The sequence below is a fragment of the Streptomyces sp. NPDC019890 genome (assembly GCF_044903445.1).
Taxonomy (GTDB): Bacteria; Actinomycetota; Actinomycetes; order Streptomycetales; family Streptomycetaceae; genus Streptomyces.
Genome location: NZ_JBJDQK010000011.1, coordinates 148,344 through 167,155, shown reverse-complemented (window position 1 = coordinate 167,155; position 18,812 = coordinate 148,344). Strand labels below are relative to the sequence as shown.

Genomic DNA, 18,812 nt, shown 5'->3' with positions numbered 1-18,812 from the left:
TCAGCTCACCACTTTGGTCATGACGGCGACGGGTACGGAGATGAAGCCCGCGGTCAGTACGAACGCGAGGGCGTTGGCGACGGTCTTGAGCACACGGTCGCGGGTGGCGTTCCCGACGCCGAGGGTCTGGGCAGCGCTCCAGAAGCCGTGCCGGATGTGCAGTCCGACGGCGAGCATCGCGACGATGTAGATGACATTGCCGTACCAGGTGGAGAAGGTCGCGACGACGTTCTCGTACGGATGGCCCACCTGGGCGTTCTCGTTCACCGTCAGCGTCGTCAGGTCGAGCAGATGCCAGACGATGAACAGCGCGACGATGACACCGCCCCAGCGCATGGTGCGGGTGGCGTAGCTCGCCCGGCGCCGCTTGTGTACGTACCGGGTGGGCCTGGCCCGCAGGTCCCGCCTGCTCAGCTGGTACGCCGAGACGGCGTGCGCCACGACGGCGGCGAGCAGCACCACGCGGACGATCCACAGGCCCCACTCGTAGTGCAGGACCGGCTCGCCCATGGTGCGCAGCCAGTGGCCGTAGCCGTTGAACTCTTCCGGTCCGAAGAAGACCTTGAGGTTGCCCATCACATGCGCGAGCAGATAGCCGAGCATGATCAGGCCGCTCACTGCCATGACCGTCTTCTTGCCGACCGTCGAACCCCAGAAGGTGCGCGTGGGGGGCGGTGTTCGGTCCGAGGACCGATCCGAGGACCGGTCCGACGATTTTCGATCCGTCCGCGTTGCCAGAGCCATGCCAGGAACGCTAGGGCCGAGTACCTCCAGAGGTCCAAGACATGATCCGGGTTATGTCCATAGGCTTGGCCTATCGTGAATGCCATGCAGTTCCAGCAGCTTCTCTACTTCGTGGCGGTCGCCGAGACCCGGCACTTCACCCATGCCGCCGAGCGCGTCCATGTCTCCCAGCCCTCGCTCTCCCAACAGATCCGGGCGCTGGAGAAGGAACTGGGAGCCGACCTCTTCAGCCGCGCCCGCGGCAATATCGCCCTGACCGACGCGGGCGAGGCGCTGCTCCCGCTGGCCCGCCGGATCCTCGCCGACGCCGATACCGCACGGCACGAGGTGCAGGAGCTGGCACAGCTGCGCCGCGGCCGGGTCAGGCTCGGCGCGACACCGAGCCTGTGCACCGGTCTGCTGCCCGACGTACTGCGTGCCTTCCACCGGCTGCATCCCGGAATCCAGCTGCTGATCGAGGAGGGCGGATCACACGATCTCGTACGGGAGCTGGCGCGGGGCGCCCTCGATCTGGCCCTGATCGTGCTGCCGCTGCCGCCCGCTTCGCCCGCGCTGACCACCGTCGACCTGCTGCGGGAGGATCTGGTGGTGGTGTCCTCGGCCGCGGCGAAGGCCCCCAGGGGACCGGTGCGGATCGCCGATCTGCGCGACGAGCCACTGGTGATGTTCCGGCACGGCTACGACCTGCGCGAACTGACGGTCGCCGCGTGCCGGGCCGAGGGCTTCGAGCCGAGCTTCACCGTGGAGGGCGGCGAGATGGACGCGGTGCTCGGTTTCGTACGGGCGGGGCTCGGCGTCGCGGTGGTGCCACGGATGGTCGCGGACCGGGCAGGGCGCGACCTGCGCATGACCGCGCTGGCCCCGCCGGGCCTGCGGCGCACGATCGCGCTCGCGCACCGCAGCGATGTGGCTCCGCCGCGGGCGGCGCGCGAGCTCCAGCAGGTGCTGCTCGCCTCACGGTCGGCGGTGCGGTAGTTCGGGTTGCGCGGCCTTCGGCCGCACTCTCCTCAATCTCCCCCAGACTTCGTCCGGGGGGACCCCCGGACGGGCTTGATTGCGCGGCCCTGGCCGACATTTGAAGCCCCGCCGGCGATTGAGGCGTGGGGAGTCCGGGGCGGAGCCCCGGTGCACGCCCGGACCGCTACACCGCGTCCGCCAGGGACAACGCGTGCAGCTTGTCCGGCGGGCCCGGGCGGGCGTAGTACCAGCCCTGGGCCGTGTCGCAGCCCAGCTCCCGCAGCTGTTCCGCCTGGGCGCCCGTCTCCACCCCCTCGACCGTCACGGCCAGTTGCAGGCTGTGCGCCAGCGAGACGATCCCCTCGACGATCTTCAGATCGACGGGGTCGGCCGGATGCCGCTGCATGCCCTGGGTGAAGGAGCGGTCCAGCTTGAGGACGCTCACCGGCAGCCGACGCAGATTGGCGAGGTTCGAGTAGCCCGTGCCGAAGTCGTCGAGCGCGATGTCCACGCCCATCTCGGCGAGTTGGCGCAGCGGCTTGAGCAGCTCCTCGTCGGCGCCGATCAGCGCGGACTCGGTCACCTCGAGGCAGAGCGCCCCCGGTGCGAGGCCGGAGCGCTCAAGGACGTCGACCGTCTCGGCCACCAGTCCGGGGTGGTGCAGCTGGGTGGGCGAGAGGTTGACATTGATCCGCAGGGGACCGCCGTCGGAGTGGCGTTCCTGCCAGTATCTCGCCTGGCGTACCGCCTCCTGGAGCACCCAGCGGCCCAGTGGCACGATCAGTCCGGTGTGCTCGGCAAGCGGAATGAACTGATCCGGCCCCAGCACGCCATGCTGCGGATGGCACCAGCGCACCAGCGCCTCGGCCCCGTGCACGCTCCCGTCACCCAGATGCACCAGCGGCTGGTACTCGATGAAGAACTCACCGCGCTCCAGGGCCGCCGGGAGCGCGGTGGTCAGTCCGTGCCGGGTGATGGCCCGGGCGTCCGCCTCCGGGTCGGCCAGCTCGAAGCGGTTTCCGCCCGCGGACTTGGCCCGGTACATCGTGATGTCGGCGCTGCGCAGCACCTCGGCGGTGGTGCGCTCGCCCGCCGGGCCCTCCACGATGCCGATGCTCCCGCGGACCGTGAACTCACGGCCGTCGACGCTGATGGGCGAGGCGAGCGCGGCGAGGATACGGGTCGCGAGATCGTCGACCTCGCGCTGGGTCTCGGGCCCGGTGGTCAGCGCGACGAACTCGTCGCCGCCGATGCGGGCAACCATCTCGCCCGACGCGGTGGCGCAGCTCTGCAGCCGGTCCGCCACCTCCACCAGCAGCCGGTCCCCCGTCGCATGGCCCAGGCTGTCGTTGATCGCCTTGAACCCGTCGAGGTCGAGATAGCACAGCCCGAAGCGTGAGCCCTCGCCGCCGGAGAGTGCCTTCTCCAGCCGCTCGAAGAACAGCGTCCGGTTGGGCAGCCCGGTCAGGGCGTCGTGCGTGGCCTCGTAGCGCAGCCGCAGATTGAGCAGCCGACGCTCCGTGGTGTCCTCCATCAGCGCCAGCTGGTACTGCGGCCGGCCTTCGGCGTCCCGCAGCAGAGAGACCGTCAGATTGGTCCAGAGCACGGTGCCGTCATTGCGGAAGAACGGCTTCTCGACCCGGAAGTGGTCGCGCTCCCCGCGCACCAGCTCACGGTAGAGCTGCCAGACATGGGGCCGGTCCTCGGGATGGGACCAGTCGGTCACCTTCCGGCCACGCACATGGTGCTCAAGGCCGCCGAACATCCGTGTCAGGGTCTCGTTGACCTCCAGTACGTTGCCCTCGAGGTCGGCGATGCCGATGCCGATCGCCGCCCCCTCGAACACCGCGCGGAAGCGGGCCTCGGTGGCGTGCAGCGCCTGCACCGCGTCGCTGCGGGCCAGCAGCGAGGAGCGGGCGATGGCCTCCTGCTCGGCCAGCGTGCGCTCGCGCAGCCCCTGCGCGAAGCCGGCGGCCAGCGCGTGCTGGAGCCGGGCACAGCGGGCCCGGCTCTCCTCGGCCGTCGGCTCGGGATCACCGCTGCCGCAGTACAGCACCAGATACGCGTCGATGACGCCCAGCGTGCGGCTGAGCGCCTCCGCGTCGGTGCAGTGGGCCTGGACGAGGGCGGTTCCGACGCGATGGGCGGCCTGCGGCTCGAAGGGACGCGCATGCAGCGCAGCGCTCAGCGTCCGGGCCATGGGCAGCAGATGCTCTTCGAGCTCTGGCCTGGTCAGCGAGGTGGCCGTCACCGGAAAGATCGCCCGGCTCCAGATCGTCGCGAATCTGCGGAGTCTGTCCTCCAGGCCGTCCGGGTCCGCCGCGGAACCCGGCGCCTGCGACGACGCCTTCACGCCTTGCGCCCCACCCCGGCGAAGCCCGAGAACGCATATGGGTCTTCCTGCTCGGCGGTAGTGTCGGGCCGCCAGTGCGGCATGGGCACCAGACCGGGCTCGATCATCTCGTACCCCTCGAAGAACCGCGCGATCTCCTCGCGCGAGCGCATGATCAGCGGGTTGCGTATGTTCCGGTAGACGCCGACGGCGCCGCTCGCCTGCTCCTCGGACACCGGGACTCCTTCGTACGAGGCGTGGGTGACGACGACGAGGCTGCCGGGGGCCAGCGCGTCCCGCAGCTCCGCCACGGCGGCCAGCGGGTCGTCCTCGTGCTCGACGAAGTGGAGCACAGCGACGAGGAGGAGCGCCACCGGCCGCTCCAGATCGAGCAGTCCGGCGACTTCGGGGCTGTCGAGTATCTGCCGGGGCTTGCGCAGATCGGCGGAGGCGACGGCCGCCTGCTCATTGCCCTCCAGTACCGCCCGGCTGTGCGCGACGGCGACCGGGTCGTGGTCGACGTAGACGATACGGGAGTCGGCGCTGGCCCCGAGAGCCACTTCATGGACATTGCCGAAGGTCGGAATGCCGGAGCCGATGTCGAGGAACTGGGTGACGCCCTCGCTCACCGCATAATTCACGGCCCGGCGCATGAAGGCGCGGTTCGCCTGCATGATCTTGGGGAGGCCCGGCATGAACTCCATCGCCTTGCGCGCCGCGTCCCGGTCCACTTCGAAATTGTGCGAGCCGCCCAGGTAGTAGTCGTAAATGCGGGACACGCTCGGCACCGATATGTCGATGCCCTGCGGGGCCCAGGCGGGACGCTCCATCGATGTCTCCAACAAGTCGCCACGGGGGAGTTCGGCCAATGTCTGGCCGGTGTTCGAGCCGAGGCTACTGATCGCCCGCCAAGAGAGCGAGCCCAAACGGAAATTAGCGGTCCGTTCTTGGTCACATGCCGGCACTCGCCAGAGGCACATAACAACCGGCCCGCCATCACGCAGGGGGCGTGAGACGGGCCGGCCGGGCCGGAGGCGCAGCGTGGGGACTACTTGGGCGCTCCGACCAGCTTGCCCTGGGGAGAAACCGCGTACCAAGTGCCGCCAACGCCCTGACCGTTGGTGTCACCGGGCTTGGCGTCGCCCGCGAAGGTGTAGATCGGCCAGCAGTCGAGGGACTGCTGCTTGATTCCGTCGGGACGGTTGAAGGTGACGAAGCCCTTCTTGATGATTCCCTCGGTGTCGTTCTTGTCGACAGGGGCGACAACCGGCCACTTCTTGAGGCAATCGCCGGTGCAGGCCGACTTCATGGGCCAGGCGGAGTCCTTCTTGAACCGGTAGACGGTCATTCCGTTCTTGTCGACGATGATCTCGCCGAGCTTGGGGTCCTTGCGGACCGAGAGTCCCGCGAGGTCGGCCTGCTCGCCACCGGCTTCCTCGCCACCGTCGCCGTAGTCGGAGCCCGAGCCGGAGCCCGCCCCTTCACCGCCGGTCGCCTTCTTGCCGTCGGGGGCGGCGGCATACCAAGTGCCGCCCACACCCTGGCCCTTGGCGTCGCCGGGCTTGGCGTCCTGGGCGTAGCGGTACATCGGCCAGCCACCGATGGTGAGCTGCTTGGTGCCGTCGGCGCGGGTCACCTCGCCGATCAGTGATGCGTCGGTGCCGGGCGCTGCCGAGGCGCCGCCCGCTGCCACGACGGGCCACTTCTTCGCGCACTCGCCTTCGCAATTCGACTTCGGCGGGCTGGCGGTGTCCTTGTCGAAGCGGTAGAGGGTGAAGCCGGCGCTGTCGGTGACGACCTTGCCGAGTTCCTTGCTGTCCCATACGGCCAGCTGTCCGGCCGGCTTCGCGGCCACACCCTGGGCGCTGGCCGCCCCGGCACCCGATCCGTAGCCGGAGCCATAGCCGCTGTCCGCCGGGTTGGCCGCGCCGACCGCCTGACCATTGGGGGTCTCGTTGCCCTTCTCCTGACCGCACGCCGTCGTCAGCGCGAGTACGGCCGCCGCAGTCACCGCGAGCGAGGCGTTACGCCAGGTGTTCATTTCCACTCCCGTTGTCATCGAGCCTGTTGCGACGCCTGGGTGCGCCGTTCATGGCCCTAGGTACGGACACGGAGGCGCGATGTGTTCAACGCGCTCGAAAAATTCTTCTGAGTCGCGAACGCGAACCAGCGAAATCCCGCTGTCACCAGGGGAATTCACCCCAAGACGGAATGGCTGGATCTCATCCGCCCCACTGGCTACGCCAGTCACTCGCGGCGCGGCGGGCGCCGTACTCGCGGCGCCGTGGGCGACCCCGTCGCGGCGCCGTGGCGACCCCGTCGCGGCAGCGGTGAGCGACGCTCTCGGGACGGGGTGGGCGGCGCAGTCGCGGCGCCGGGGGGGGCGAGCGGCTCGGAGCGTGGTGGGCGGCGCAGTCGCGGCGCCGCGGGCCAGGTCCTGGGACGCCGGTCCGCGCCGTCGGTCACCCGTACGGCCGAGGGTCGGCGGCCCCCTGGCAGAGCCGCAGGACCCGGCGGTCCCGGGGGCCCACACCTCACCCCGCCCCCTCTCTCATCCGGCGGCGGACATGACGTGGTGACGCGCCCCGCAGTCCGCCGCACGGGGGACACCGATACCCCATTCGCCGGACAGGGATCGCGGGCCACAACCGGCGCTCTTAGCGTTTCGATCATCGAGGTGCATTCCCCGCCATTTGTGGAAATCGGTTCCGCAGCTGCCCCTCGGAGACCCGGAGGATTGACCATGCGCGCGATACGTGTCGCATCCGCCGCTCTGCTGGGAGTGGCCTCACTCGCCCTGACCGCCCCCACCGCGACGGCCGCCGACAACAAAGGGACCTCGCCCATCTTCACGATCACCCCGTCTACCGTCTCGCCGGGCGGGCGCGTCACCCTGTCCGCCAGCGGGTGCAACACCACGGCCACTGCCGCCTCCGGGGTCTTCGACACCGTCAGCATCAGCCCCGGCAGCTCCGCCGGCGCCACGGTCGACCTCGACGCCAGACCGGGCGCCCAGTACTCGGTCCAGTTCAACTGCCCCGGGCAGGGGACGGGGTCGTTCAATCTCACCATCACCGGTGGCAGGTCCACCCCCACCACCAGCTCCACCGTCACGCCCCAGGGCGTCAGGGGTGGGCTCGGCGGCAGTGTCGGGAGCATGAACCCCGCGGAGATCGCCGGCGGCTCCGCGCTGGTGGTGGCCGCGGCCACCGCCACCTTCTTCGTCGTACGCAGGCGCTCGCACAGCCGCCAGCACTGATCACGCCCCCACGCAGACGCCTCAAACGCCCGTAGCCCCGAGTCCTGGTCCGGACTCGGGGCTACGGGCGGTGCTGGCCGACCGGGAGGTTCGGCCGGTCAGGCCTTGCCGCTGACCGAACGGCGACGGCGTGCGACGAACAGCGTGCCGCCGACGGCCGCCGTGACGACCAGGCCCGCTCCGATCGCCATCTCGGTGGAGCTGGGTCCCACCGAGCCGCCGAGGCCGCCGAGCGCGCCCCGGCCCGCGAGCACGGTGAACTGAGCGGTCGCCACCCGCTGGTTGTTGTTGCCCCGGCCATCGCCACCCTGGTTGTTGTTCCCGCGGCCATCACCACCCTGGTTGTTGTTCCCGCGGCCATCGCCACCCTGGTTGTTGTCGCCGCGGCCATCACCGCCCAGGTTGTTGTCGCCGCGGCCATCACCACCCTGGTTGTTGTTCCCGCGGCCATCACCGCCCAGGTTGTTGTCGCCCCGGTCGTCACCGCCCAGGTTGTTGTTCCCGCGGCCATCGCCACCCTGGTTGTTGTCGCCCCGGGCGTCCTCACCCTGGCTGCCGTTCCCCCGGCCATCGCCACCCTGGTTGCCGTTCTGGTTGTTGCTGCACCTGACCGCCAGGTTGTACTGACCCGGCGCAGCGTCGTCGTGGATCCGCGCGATGGCGGTCGAGATGCCATTGCGGTTTGAGGAGAGATTGGTCGTGGGGAAGGCGTTGGACGTGACCGTGCCACCGCGGTTGCAGCCCCGGACGGTGATCGTCAAGGTGCTGCCCTGGTGGACGGCTTGCGGACTGACGGTGACGCTGGTCGGGCCGATGTCCTGACGGTCGCCGCCCGCGGCGGCCAGCGGGGCAGAGAGCCCGACGGCCGCGCAGGCGGCCGCGGCCGCTGCGAGAGCGCGTGAAGCACGCATCGTAGAACCTCCTGAGGAAGACGCCCCAAAGCGGCGCTCCGGGAGATTCGACGAGTACGTCTTCCATGACGAACCCTCACTGGACCGAACATTCCGCGCATTTCGGCGCTGGTCCACCCCGGTGAGGCGACACGCCGGACGATCTGACGGAGTCGCAGGTCACAGACCGTCAGAAGTTTTATCAACTGATTACTCGAATGGGGCAGCACCGCTCGCGCCTGCCACCCGTTCGCCCTTCCCTCCTCGCCGCGCGCGCGAGGCTCACTTAGCGTGCCAACAGGTGCCGGACGAATAGGGAGAATCATGGGCGAGGACTACAGCGGCTCGAAGTCGAGGAAACGCTCGCCCTGGGGCGTACTGGCCCTTGCCATGCTCAGCGGCATGGCGCTGATGCGCAACGGTGCCGATGTCACCCTGGGCCCGCCCCAGCCGGCTGCGGCCGCCGCGCTGAGCCGCGGTGAGACGTTCACTCCGCTCGTCCCCCCGCTGTCCCTGCCCTACGCTCCGGCCGAACGCGTGCGGATTCCCGCGATCAGGGTCGACGCCCCGGTCATGAACGTCGGGCTGGACCACGACGGCTGGATCGCGGCCCCGCCGCCCCAGGACCCCAATATCGCCGGCTGGTACCAGAACGGCATCGCCCCCGGCCAGCGCGGTACCGCGGTCGTCGTCGGCCATGTCGACAACCTGTCCGGTCCTGCCGTCTTCTACGGCCTCGGCTCCATCCAGAAGGGGGAGCACATCGAGGTGAGCCGCTTCGACGGCAAGACCGCGATCTTCGAGGTCTACGGCGTCGAGGTGTTCTCCAAGCAGGACTTCCCCGGCGCCCGCGTCTACGGCGACACCGGCTTCGCCGAACTGCGTGTGATCACCTGCGGCGGCGGCTACACGAAGTCGAACGGCTACTCGGGGAACGTCGTCGTCTTCGCCCGGATGGTCAGGACCGCCTGATTCAGGGCCTGTTGAACAGCCGAAGAGCAGGCCCCCCGAGCGGCGCCGCAGCCCTCGCAGCCGCAGGCGCCACGTGGCTCATCTGCGCGGAACGGTGAAGCGATACCCGGCATCGAGCAGCTCAGGCAGATATCTGCGCAGCGCCGCGACGCTCTGCGAGCGGTCGCCGCCCGCATCGTGCGAGAGGACGACGACACCTGGCGCCGCGCCCTCCAGCACCCGGCCGACGATGGGCTGCACACCGGGCTCGGTCCAGTCGAGCGTGTCGAGTGTCCAGGCCAGCGGCTCCATGCCGAGCTCCGCGCCGATCTCGAAGGAGAGCTTGTTCCACGCGCCGAAAGGGGCCCGGTACCAGAGCGGCGGAGCGCCCAGCGTCTGCTCGATCACCTCGCTCGTACGGCCCAGCTCGTCGCGGATCCCGGACGGCGGGAGCTTGGTGACCAGCGGGTGCGACCACGAGTGGTTGCCGACCACATGCCCGTCGTCGGCCATCTGCCGGAGCAGATCGCGGTTGTCGGTGGCCATCTCCCCGCACACGAAGAAGACGGCGGGCACCTTGTGCTGGCGCAGGGTGCTCAGGATGCCGGGCGTATAGCGGCGGTCGGGACCGTCGTCGAAGGTGAGGACCATCGTGCGGCCGACCCCCGCCAGACGGTCGAAGGGCCGTCGGCGCACCGGTGGCAGGGCTCGGCGGTATCGCTGCGGTGTGGCCGCAGTCATGGGCTGCAGCCTGTAGGCCGAGGCCTTGACCGGAGGCCCCGCGGCGGCCCGGGGACCTCCTGCCGCGCCGGCGACACCCCCGTCGCCGGGGACGGCCGCCTTGCCGGGGAGTGCCGCCTTACCGGGGACGGCCGCCTTGCCGGGGGGCGCTTCCCGGTCGGTGAAGAGCAGCCCCGCGGTGGCGGCTGCGCCGAGACAGGCGGCGATGCGGAGCACCGACCGGCGACCGGGTGGCATCTGATCCTTTTTCATGACTAACTGCTCGCACGGCCGTTGTCCCGGACACCTCTTCAACACCGTTTTCGCACGCGAAAGTACCCGATAGGAGCAGTGGGAGTGCGCAGGCGCGGGGCCTCAGGTGCGGCGGACCAGCGGGAAGGGCAGCGTCTCGCGGATGGTGAGACCGGTGAGGAACATGACGAGCCGGTCGACTCCGATGCCGAGACCGCCGGTCGGGGGCATCGCGTACTCCAGCGCGTCGAGGAAGTCCTCGTCGAGCTCCATGGCCTCCGGGTCGCCGCCCGCGGCGAGCAGGGACTGGGCGGTGAGTCTGCGCCGCTGCTCCACCGGATCGGTCAACTCCGAGTAGGCGGTGCCCAGTTCGGTTCCGAAGGCGACCAGGTCCCAGCGTTCGGCGAGGCGCGGGTCGCGACGGTGCTGGCGGGTGAGCGGGGAGACGTCGGTCGGGAAGTCCTTGTAGAAGGTGGGCATCTTGGTCCGCTCCTCGACCAGGCGCTCGTACATCTCCAGGACCACGTCGCCACGGGTGTCCTCGGGGATGTGCGGTACACCTGCGCGGTCGCAGAGCCTGCGGAGCTCGGCCTCGTCGGTGTCGGCGTCGATCTCCTCGCCGAGCGCCTCCGAGACCGCTCCGTACACCGTCCTGACCGGCCACGGGCCGGAGATGTCGTGCTCGACGAGCCCCCCGTCCGGGCCCGCCTTGTGCGCGATCGGGGAACCGAAGGCGGCGGTGGCCGCGCCCTGGATCAGCTCACGGGTCAGATCGAGCATCACGTCGTAGTCGGCGAAGGCCTGATAGGCCTCCAGCATCGTGAACTCGGGGTTGTGCTTGTAGGAGACGCCCTCGTTGCGGAAGGTGCGCCCCATCTCGAAGACCTTCTCCATGCCTCCCACACACAGCCGCTTCAGATACAGCTCGGGTGCGATGCGCAGATAGAGATCGAGGTCGTAGGCGTTGATATGGGTCGTGAAGGGGCGGGCGTTGGCGCCGCCGTGGATCTGCTGCAGCATCGGCGTCTCGACCTCGAGATAGCCGCGCTCCAGCAGGCCCTGTCGCAGCGCCTGGACGGCGGTGGAGCGGTGGCGTACGACATCTCGGGCGCCGGGGCTCGCCACCAGATCGAGATAGCGGCGGCGCACCCTGGCCTCGGGATCGGCGAGGCCGCGCCGCTTGTCGGGCAGCGGGCGCAGACACTTGCCGGTCAGTTGCCACTCGGTGACGAAGACCGACAGTTCGCCCTTGTCGCTGGAGCCGATCTCGCCGGTGGCGGTGATGTGGTCGCCCAAGTCGACGTCGCGGGTGAAGTTCTTCAGCACGTCCGCGCCGCAGTCGTCGCGGGTGAGGGCGAGCTGGAGATCGCCGGACCAGTCGCGCAGCACGGCGAAGACGACGCCGCCGAGGTCTCGTACGACCATCACGCGACCCGCGACCGTGGCCTTCCGGCCGGTACGGGTGCCGGGTCCGGGTGCCGGGTTCGCCGCGCGGATCTCGGCGAGCGTATGGCTGCGCCGGGCGATGCCCACGGGGTACGGGTCGGTGCCGTCCGCGCGCAGGCGGTCCAGTTTTTGGTGGCGGATGCGTACCTGCTCGGGCAGCCGCTGCTCGGCCGCCGCGACGCCGGTGCCGGGACCGGCAAGGCCGAGCGCGTCGATGGCCGGCAGCCCTGCGGTGGTGACGGGGCTGGTGACGCCGTTCACCCGCCCCCTGCCCCAGAGCTTGCGCAGGCTCGGTACGGAGACGAAACCCTCGGCGATCCCGGATGCGAGTCCCACGCGGGCGAGGGACCCGGCGTCCGCGAAGCAGAGGAAGCGCGGATACCACTCGGGCTGGTACTTGACGTTGGACCGGTAGAGAGCCTCCAGCTGCCACCACTTGGAGAAGAACAGGAGCAGCCTGCGCCACATCCGCAGCACGGGACCGGCGCCGATGCGAGCGCCCTCCTCGAAGGCGGACCGGAAGACGGCGAAGTTGAGGGAGACGCGCCGTACGCCGAGCCTGGGTACGTGGGCGCAGAGTTCGGCGACCATGAACTCCATGACGCCGTTGGGGGCGGTGCGGTCACGGCGCATCAGGTCGAGCGAGACACCGTCCCTGCCCCAGGGCACGAAGGAGAGCAGGGCGATCAGATCGCCGTCCCCGTCGAAGGCCTCCACGAGCAGGCAGTCCCCGTCGGCGGGGTCGCCGAGGCGGTCGAGGGCCATGGAGAAGCCGCGTTCGGTCTCGGTGTCGCGCCAGGCGTCGGCCTTGTCGACGATGCGCCGCATCTCGTCGTCGGACAGTGCGGAGTGCCGGCGGATCTGAACACTGGCGCCGGTCCGCTTGACCCGGTTCACGGCCTGCCGGGTGACCCGCATGTCGCGGCCGTCCAGATCGAAGCGGCCCACCTGCAGGATCGCCTCGTCGCCGAGCTGGATCGCCCCGAGCCCGGAGCGCGCGAAGGCTCTGGCGCCGTCCTCGGACGCGCCCATGACCGCCGGGGCCCAGGCGTAACGCTTGGCGACGTCCAGCCAGGCGTTGATGGCCGGGGTCCAGGCCGCCCGGTCACCCACCGGATCGCCGCTGGCCAGAGCGACGCCGGCCTCGACCCGGTAGGTGACGGCGGCCGTTCCGCTCGGTGAGAAGACGACGGCCTTGTCGCGGCGGGTGGCGAAGTAGCCGAGCGAATCCTGGGAGCCGTACGCACCGAGCAGGGCGCGGATGCGGGGCTCCTCGTCGCCGTGCAGGGCGGCCTCCATGCGCTGCGAGCGAAAGAGCGTGGCTGCCGCGCCGAGCAGGGCGATCGCGCCGAAGAGACCGAGCAGGAAGAAGAGGAAGCGGGACGGGTGGCCGTCGAACTCGTCGCTGGAGATCAGTCCGCCCAGCACCCGGTTGGCGGCCCACAGCAGACGCTGGTGGTGCGGCAGCCCGCCGGGGAACAGCTCGACGAGACCCCACCCGACCAGGATCCCGGCGGCGAGCCCGAGCACCAGGACAAGGAGCGCGCGGCGCAGCGCCCCGCGCCGGGTCCGGGCATAGAACTCCCCGCGCGCCGCGACGAGCACCGCCGCCGCGGCCAGGCACAGCACCAGATTGGGGATCCAGATCCAGTCGTATTCGAAAACCAGCACCAGTACGTCCGTGAGCAGCAACAGCGCCAGATAGCTGATGACCAGCCACCACGCGGCCTTCTTGCGAGCGCCGATGGCGGCGGCGAGCAGCAGCAGAAACACGGCGTAGGCCAGGTTCGCACTCACCGGAATGGTGACGCGGTCCAGGAAGAGCGCGACGGGCCGCAGCAGGGGCCGCAGGGGAGGGATGAGCGCGAGGATGATGCAGAACACTCCGAGTGCGGCGAAGAACATCGCGAAAGCGCCCGGCACTCTGCTCAGCAAGTGGCCACGGACGGGAGTGGGCTCCTCCACGGTGACACTCATGGTCTGCACTCTAGGGAGACCACCGGCGGGCCGCCTGTCGAGAGCGGATAGCCTCGACGGTGTGACAGAGCAGCGGCCCCAGCAGTTCGAACGCGGTACCGACGGCCCCAAAGTGATCGTCGTCGGCCTGGACGGTTCCGACTCCTCCCTGCGGGCGGCGGCGTACGCCAGTGGGCTGGCCCGTCGGCAGAACGCCCTGCTCGCCATCGTCTACGTCCAGCCGGTGATGGCGGCAGGCGCGGCCCTGGGTGCCCCGGTCGGGGAAACCACCGGGGAGATCGCCGAGAGTCTGGTGGCCGAGATCCGTTCCGCCGCCGAACGGGTCAGGGGGATCTGGGACGTCCGTTGGGAGTTCCACACCTTCCGGGGTGATCCGTACGGCGGGCTGGTCACCGCGGCCGACGAGCTGAAGGCGGACGCCGTGGTGGTCGGGGCTTCGGAGTCGGCGGGACACCGGATCATCGGTTCGGTGGCGGTCCGGCTGGTGAAGGCGGGGCGCTGGCCGGTGACGGTCGTTCCGTAGCGGGGCCCGGCGGTCCATGGACGGAGCCATCTCTTCCCCTCGCCTCCGGCTGCCCGTTCACCGCACCATTCGTCGCTCCGTGCGACCGCTCGCCGAAGACAGCGGTGTGCTGTCTGTCCCTTCGCGCCTGGATGCGTTCATATACGCCACGTGCAGTGACCTCAGCGCGAAAGGGTGTTGGCAATGGCGACCGCGACCGCATCCGCCTCCACGACGACCGACGAGCGGGCCATGGCGGAGCTGCAGCGTGAACACGGCCCCGCGCTGCTCAGCTTTCTGCTCGGTCTGACATACGGGGACCAGCAACGCGCCGAGGACCTGCTGCAGGAGACGCTCGTACGGGCCTGGCAGCACCCCGAGGCCTTCGAGGGCCCCTACGAGTCGATGCGGCCCTGGCTCTTCACGGTCGGGCGGCGGCTCGCGATCGACGCCCGCCGCTCGCGGCTGGCGCGCCCCACGGAGATCGGCGACGGGGTGCTGGCGACGACCCCGGACCCGGCGGACATCACCGAGACGGCCGTCGCGGCGCTCGACGTGCGGGCCGCGGTCGAGTCGCTGAGCCCCGAGCACCGCGCGGTGCTGGTGCAGATCTACTTCTACGGGCTGAGCGTGAACGAGGCGGCTCAGGCACTCGGCATACCGGCGGGGACGGTCAAGTCGCGTTCGTACTACGCGCTGCGTGCGCTCGCCCGCTGCCTGCCGGGTTACGCACGACGCAGGGCATCGGCAACGGCCTGAGACGGCATCGGCGACTGCCCTGAACTGTGCCGGCTGCCGTTCCGAGGGGCATCGACTACCGCCCTCAGCCTTTCCGACCGCCGTTCCGAGGGGCCGCGACGCCCGCCCGTGGACCGCGTCGGCCCGCCGTCGGACGCGCAACGTCGACCACCCCCAACCATTCCGGCTGTCGGCCGCGCTCCGCCGTACCGCTTGTCGCGTCCGTTCGACCGTTCGTCGCCGCCCTCGTCGTCCCATACGGCCGCTCAGCGCCGAACAGCCCCGTATCCGCCAGCTGGCGGATAACTCCGCGGGCCTGCCCCGCCACCCTCGGGGAGTCGGTACAGCCTGGCCGACGCGGTGAACGGACCGTCAGAAGGAGAGTTACGGTGACCACGGCTCTGGACCAGCGGACCGGCCCCACGGCGACCGCGCCCCGTACCGGCGAACACGCCCTCGCCGAGCTGCAGCGTGAGCACGGCAGAGCCCTGTTCCGCTTCCTCCTCGGACTCACCTACGGGGACCGTCAGCGGGCCGAGGATCTGGTGCAGGAGACCCTGGTGCGCGCATGGCGACATCCCGAGGCGTTGGAGACCGACCATGAGTCGATGCGCCCATGGCTGTTCACCGTGGGCCGTCGACTCGCGATCGACGCGCGCCGGGCCCGGCAGGCCCGCCCCACCGAGGTGGCCGCGGAAAGCCTGGACCACGCCCCCGTCGCCGACGACCACTCCGAGACGTCCTCCACCGCGCTCGATGTGCGCCATGCCGTCAGGTCGCTGAGTCGTGAGCACCGCGAGGTGCTGGTACAGATCTACTTCCGGGGGCTGTCGGTGGCCGAGGCCTCCGAGGCGCTCGGCATCCCCCCGGGCACCGTCAAGTCCCGCACGTATTACGCGCTGCGCGCCCTGCGCAAGGTGCTGCCCGGCTACGGCGCGACGGCCTACTGACCCGTCTCACTCCCCCGCGCTCTGCAGCGCGGCCTCCCTCGCCACCTCGGTGCGCGAGCGCAGCTGCAACTTGCCGAGGATGTGGGACACATGGGTCTGGACGGTCCGGCGGGACAGATACAGATCCGTCGCGATCTCCGGGTTCGAGCGCCCCTGCGCGACCAGCAGCGCGACCTTCAGCTCGGCGGGGGTGAGCGACTCCCAGCCGCTGGTTGCCCTGCGGCGGGTGGTGCGGCTGCCCCTGCGGACCCCCAGCGTGCGCAGCCGGGCCACGGCCCTGGCGATGTCCCACCGGGCGCCGAGACCGCCGTACGCATCGACTGCCCGGCCAAGACTGACGCGCGACGCCGCGAGGTCTCCGTGCCAGGCCTGCGCCACCGCCAGATCCTCCAGCGTCGTCCCCAGCAGGAGCGGCCACGAGCCGCCCTCGTAGTACGAAACGGCCTGGCCGATGACCGCCGGATCCTGGGCGAACAGTCCGCGGCAGCGGATCGCCGCGATTCTTGGACCGGGGTACTCGGGGGCCTGGGCCGCCTCCGCCTCGCAGGCCGCCACCGCCGCCTCGGCGCTCGCGGCATCCCCCGACTCCAGGGCGAGCCGGACCACTTCGGGCAGCAGCCGGTGCCGCTCATGCACCATGTCGGCCGCGTACTCGGGTGACAGCACGGGCAGCAGCACCCGCAGCGCGTCCCCCGGACGGCCGTCACGCTCCGCAAGGAGCGACCGGGCCAGCAGAAGATGGGCGGCCTCGCGCCGCACCACCGTGCCGATGGCGAGGGCGTCCGGCGCCACCCGCTCCAGATGCGCGACCGCCGCCGCGCGCTGGTCGCGGTGGCCGAGGATCAGGGCGTGCATCCCGTGGACGATCACCGGCACCCAGGGGTCCGACACCTTCAGCTCGGCGGCCCGCTCCAGATGTCCGGCCGCCCGGTCCCAGCACCCGCGCCGGAAGTGCAGTCCGGCGCGGCGCGCCTCGATCCCGACAAGCCGGCCCGTGGAGCCCGCGCGCCGGGCCAGCGTCCCCGCCTCGTCAAGGGCCTCCTCCGCCTGCTCCACCTCGTCGAGCCGGTCGTACCCCTCCGCGGCGTTCACGAGCATCAGCAGCCGGATGTCTGCGGCGGCCGGGACCTGTCTGGCCCGGGCGATGCCCCGCGCCGCGTGGCCGAGGCTGTCCCGCTCCCGGCCGAGCCGGTAGTACACATAGGCCATCGCATGCCGCGCCTCGGCCTCGACCAGCGGATCACCGAGCCGTTCGGCCGCCGCGACGGCCTCCTCCCCCTCGGCGTGTGCCTCGTCCAGCCGGTCCAGATCCGCATGGCAGAGCACCCGGCACGCCACGAGCCGGATGTGCCAGTCGGCGGAGAGCCCCGGCTCGGCCAGGGCCTCGTCGGTGGCCTTCAGCGCCTGAACCGTGTCCCCCTGCACCATCAGCGCCGAGGTGAGCGTGAACCCGAGCACCGCACGACGCACGGGGTCCTCCACCCGGTCACGCAGGGTGCGTACAAGACCGGCCGACTCCGGGCGGCGCAACAGCGTCGCCGCCTCGGCCAGCCGGTCCTCGAGTACCGGACGGTCGGCGTCGCTGGGCCAGCCCTGCTCGATGGCCCGCTCGATCAACTCTGCGGCGAGCTGAGGCGACTGGGCGTTGAGGGTTCCGACGTTCTCCACAAGCCAGTGCACCGCCCACCCCGTCATCGGCCCCGACATCCCGCGCAACTGCGCGGCGACGACGGGCGGGGCCACTCCGGCGTCGGCGAGTGCCCGCGCGGTGTCCAGATGCAGCGCCGAGCGCACCGAGCCGGGAATACCGGCGTACAGCGCCTCGCGGACCAGCTCATGCCGGAACCGCAGCCGGTCCCCCGTGTCGCTCAGCAGTCCTGCGGCGATCGATTCCCCGAGGTCCGCCAGCAGCTCGCGGGTCGTCCGTCCAAGCACAACGGCCAACTGCCCGGCGTCGAACTCCACGCCGAACAGGGCCGCCTGACGCAGCGTCTCGTACGAGGACGGGGAGAGAAAGCCGATCGTGTCCGCCAGGGAGCGCAGAGCGCCGGCTCCCCCGTCGTGTGCGCCGATTTCGGCGCGCCCGTCGGCGATGTCGAGGGCTCCTTCAGCGAGCAGACCCGTCACCAACTCCTCGGCATAGCGCGGGTTTCCGCCCGCAAGCCCGGCCCGTCCACGCAGCCGTGGCCCCGGGACCGCGCCGACGAGGTTCTCCACCAGCCGGTCGGTCTCCTCTGGCGTGAGCGGGCCGAGGTGAAGAGGCAGGGTGCCGCGCTCCACCAACCCGGCCCGCAGCCGGTCGAGTTCACGGCGTCTGGGCACGGGCCGGCACGAGGCCACCAGGAGCAGCGGCAGCCGCGGGGCGGCCGTGGTGAGGCGCTGCCAGGTCAGCAAACTCGCGTCGTCGGCCCACTGCAGATCGTCGAGTACGAGAACGAGCGGCCCCTCGGAGCAGCTCTCCTCGACGACGGCCAGCAGCCGGTCCATGGCGGCCAGCAGGGACGCCTCGGCCGTCGGTGTGTCGGCGCCCTCGCCGTTCAGCAGCCCGACGATCCCGGCGCGCCCGGGGTCCGCGGCGGCGTCGTCCCCGTACAGGCAGTCGAGAACCGCACGGAGCGGGTAGCCCTGCCACAGTTCGTCGCCGCTGCCGTGTCGTACCCGACAGCCGAGCCCGGCCGCAGCCGACAGGGCTTCCGTCAGCAGCCGTGTCCTGCCGGCACCCGGCTCGCCCTCGACCAGCGCCGAGCCGCCGCATCCTGCCACTGCCTCGTCGAGCAGTCCGCGCAATGTGCCGACTTGTTCTTCACGACCGACCAGCACGGCGGCCACCACCCCGTCCCCGCCGGCGCGCCACTGGGGCCAGGTCTCTCCGCCCAGCCGTCGCGGACGCGCACTGTTCCGCGTTGTCGATGTGCCCCGGATCGCTCGTCCGCAGACGGCGGGCCAGTCCCCCGCGCCCCGGATGTCCCTGCGGTGTCCTTGTCCCCCTCGGGCCCCGGCCAAGGGGCGACAGTATGCGAAACCTCACGCTCAAGTTGAGTAAAGACGGGCCGCGAGCCGTGTCTCTCGGTGGAGGCTCGTGCTCGAGTCGTCG

Annotated in this window: 13 protein-coding genes and 1 pseudogene; 6 read left to right on the top strand and 8 right to left on the bottom strand. The window is 70.7% G+C overall.

The features are described from left to right. A complete protein-coding gene (locus ACI2LP_RS27270) occupies positions 1-744 on the bottom strand; it encodes a succinate dehydrogenase cytochrome b subunit (RefSeq protein ID WP_404727159.1) in 744 nt (247 codons plus the stop codon). Between the two features lie 84 nt (positions 745-828). On the opposite strand from ACI2LP_RS27270, the gene ACI2LP_RS27265 reads away from it, so the two are divergent. Further along, positions 829-1,719, top strand: coding sequence for a LysR family transcriptional regulator (locus ACI2LP_RS27265; protein ID WP_404727158.1), 891 nt, complete (start codon positions 829-831; stop codon positions 1,717-1,719). 166 nt (positions 1,720-1,885) lie between these two features. On the opposite strand, the gene ACI2LP_RS27260 is transcribed toward ACI2LP_RS27265, so the two are convergent. From ACI2LP_RS27260 to ACI2LP_RS27250, 3 genes are all read right to left on the bottom strand, one after another. Then, positions 1,886-4,054: a putative bifunctional diguanylate cyclase/phosphodiesterase gene (locus tag ACI2LP_RS27260; protein WP_404727157.1), complete on the bottom strand. Its 2,169-nt coding sequence runs from the start codon at positions 4,052-4,054 to the stop codon at positions 1,886-1,888. Next, positions 4,051-4,863, bottom strand: coding sequence for an SAM-dependent methyltransferase (locus tag ACI2LP_RS27255; RefSeq protein ID WP_404727156.1), 813 nt, complete (start codon positions 4,861-4,863; stop codon positions 4,051-4,053). Before ACI2LP_RS27255 ends, ACI2LP_RS27260 begins: the two co-directional genes overlap by 4 nt. A 218-nt stretch (positions 4,864-5,081) precedes the next feature. After that, positions 5,082-6,074: an SCO0930 family lipoprotein gene (locus tag ACI2LP_RS27250; protein WP_404727155.1), complete on the bottom strand. Its 993-nt coding sequence runs from the start codon at positions 6,072-6,074 to the stop codon at positions 5,082-5,084. Positions 6,075-6,776: 702 nt separating this feature from the next. On the opposite strand from ACI2LP_RS27250, the gene ACI2LP_RS27245 reads away from it, so the two are divergent. Beyond that, complete coding sequence (locus ACI2LP_RS27245; RefSeq protein WP_404727154.1) at positions 6,777-7,292, top strand: hypothetical protein; 516 nt, start codon at positions 6,777-6,779, stop codon at positions 7,290-7,292. Positions 7,293-7,390: 98 nt separating this feature from the next. Here the strand turns inward: ACI2LP_RS27245 and ACI2LP_RS27240 are convergent. Beyond that, a pseudogene (locus ACI2LP_RS27240) lies at positions 7,391-7,579 on the bottom strand (hypothetical protein); the annotation flags it as partial. Between the two features lie 927 nt (positions 7,580-8,506). Between ACI2LP_RS27240 and ACI2LP_RS27235 the strand changes: the two are divergent. Continuing rightward, positions 8,507-9,154, top strand: a complete 648-nt coding sequence (locus tag ACI2LP_RS27235) for a class F sortase (protein WP_404727153.1) — start codon at positions 8,507-8,509, stop codon at positions 9,152-9,154. A gap of 78 nt (positions 9,155-9,232) precedes the next feature. Here the strand turns inward: ACI2LP_RS27235 and ACI2LP_RS27230 are convergent, their stop codons facing one another. After that, positions 9,233-10,126: a polysaccharide deacetylase family protein gene (locus ACI2LP_RS27230; protein ID WP_404727152.1), complete on the bottom strand. Its 894-nt coding sequence runs from the start codon at positions 10,124-10,126 to the stop codon at positions 9,233-9,235. Positions 10,127-10,228: 102 nt separating this feature from the next. Next, on the bottom strand, positions 10,229-13,528 hold the full coding sequence (gene lysX / locus ACI2LP_RS27225) for a bifunctional lysylphosphatidylglycerol synthetase/lysine--tRNA ligase LysX (RefSeq protein WP_404727151.1): 3,300 nt from the start codon (positions 13,526-13,528) through the stop codon (positions 10,229-10,231). A gap of 61 nt (positions 13,529-13,589) precedes the next feature. On the opposite strand from lysX, the gene ACI2LP_RS27220 reads away from it, so the two are divergent. The 3 genes from ACI2LP_RS27220 to ACI2LP_RS27210 all read left to right on the top strand — a co-directional run bounded on the left by ACI2LP_RS27220 (position 13,590) and on the right by ACI2LP_RS27210 (position 15,718). Continuing rightward, positions 13,590-14,051 carry a universal stress protein gene (locus ACI2LP_RS27220; protein ID WP_404727150.1) on the top strand — a complete coding sequence of 154 codons (462 nt, stop codon included), beginning with the start codon at positions 13,590-13,592 and terminating at the stop codon, positions 14,049-14,051. Between the two features lie 183 nt (positions 14,052-14,234). Further along, entirely contained in the window at positions 14,235-14,789 is a 555-nt protein-coding gene (locus ACI2LP_RS27215; RefSeq protein WP_404727149.1) for a sigma-70 family RNA polymerase sigma factor, read from the top strand. 368 nt (positions 14,790-15,157) lie between these two features. Beyond that, positions 15,158-15,718: a sigma-70 family RNA polymerase sigma factor gene (locus ACI2LP_RS27210; RefSeq protein WP_404727148.1), complete on the top strand. Its 561-nt coding sequence runs from the start codon at positions 15,158-15,160 to the stop codon at positions 15,716-15,718. A 6-nt stretch (positions 15,719-15,724) separates the two neighbouring features. Here the strand turns inward: ACI2LP_RS27210 and ACI2LP_RS27205 are convergent, their stop codons facing one another. Then, complete coding sequence (locus tag ACI2LP_RS27205) at positions 15,725-18,538, bottom strand: ATP-binding protein (protein WP_404727147.1); 2,814 nt, start codon at positions 18,536-18,538, stop codon at positions 15,725-15,727. Between the last annotated feature and the right edge of the window lie 274 nt (positions 18,539-18,812).

Excerpts from the sequence above, each read along its gene's own strand:
- ACI2LP_RS27270 (WP_404727159.1), bottom strand. The coding sequence starts at position 744 with ATGGCTCTGGCAACGCGGACGGATCGAAAATCGTCGGACCGGTCCTCG.
- ACI2LP_RS27265 (WP_404727158.1), top strand. The coding sequence starts at position 829 with ATGCAGTTCCAGCAGCTTCTCTACTTCGTGGCGGTCGCCGAGACCCGG.
- ACI2LP_RS27255 (WP_404727156.1), bottom strand. The coding sequence starts at position 4,863 with ATGGAGCGTCCCGCCTGGGCCCCGCAGGGCATCGACATATCGGTGCCG.
- ACI2LP_RS27250 (WP_404727155.1), bottom strand. The coding sequence starts at position 6,074 with ATGAACACCTGGCGTAACGCCTCGCTCGCGGTGACTGCGGCGGCCGTA.
- ACI2LP_RS27245 (WP_404727154.1), top strand. The coding sequence starts at position 6,777 with ATGCGCGCGATACGTGTCGCATCCGCCGCTCTGCTGGGAGTGGCCTCA.
- ACI2LP_RS27235 (WP_404727153.1), top strand. The coding sequence starts at position 8,507 with ATGGGCGAGGACTACAGCGGCTCGAAGTCGAGGAAACGCTCGCCCTGG.
- ACI2LP_RS27230 (WP_404727152.1), bottom strand. The coding sequence starts at position 10,126 with ATGAAAAAGGATCAGATGCCACCCGGTCGCCGGTCGGTGCTCCGCATC.
- lysX (WP_404727151.1), bottom strand. The coding sequence starts at position 13,528 with ATGAGTGTCACCGTGGAGGAGCCCACTCCCGTCCGTGGCCACTTGCTG.
- ACI2LP_RS27215 (WP_404727149.1), top strand. The coding sequence starts at position 14,235 with ATGGCGACCGCGACCGCATCCGCCTCCACGACGACCGACGAGCGGGCC.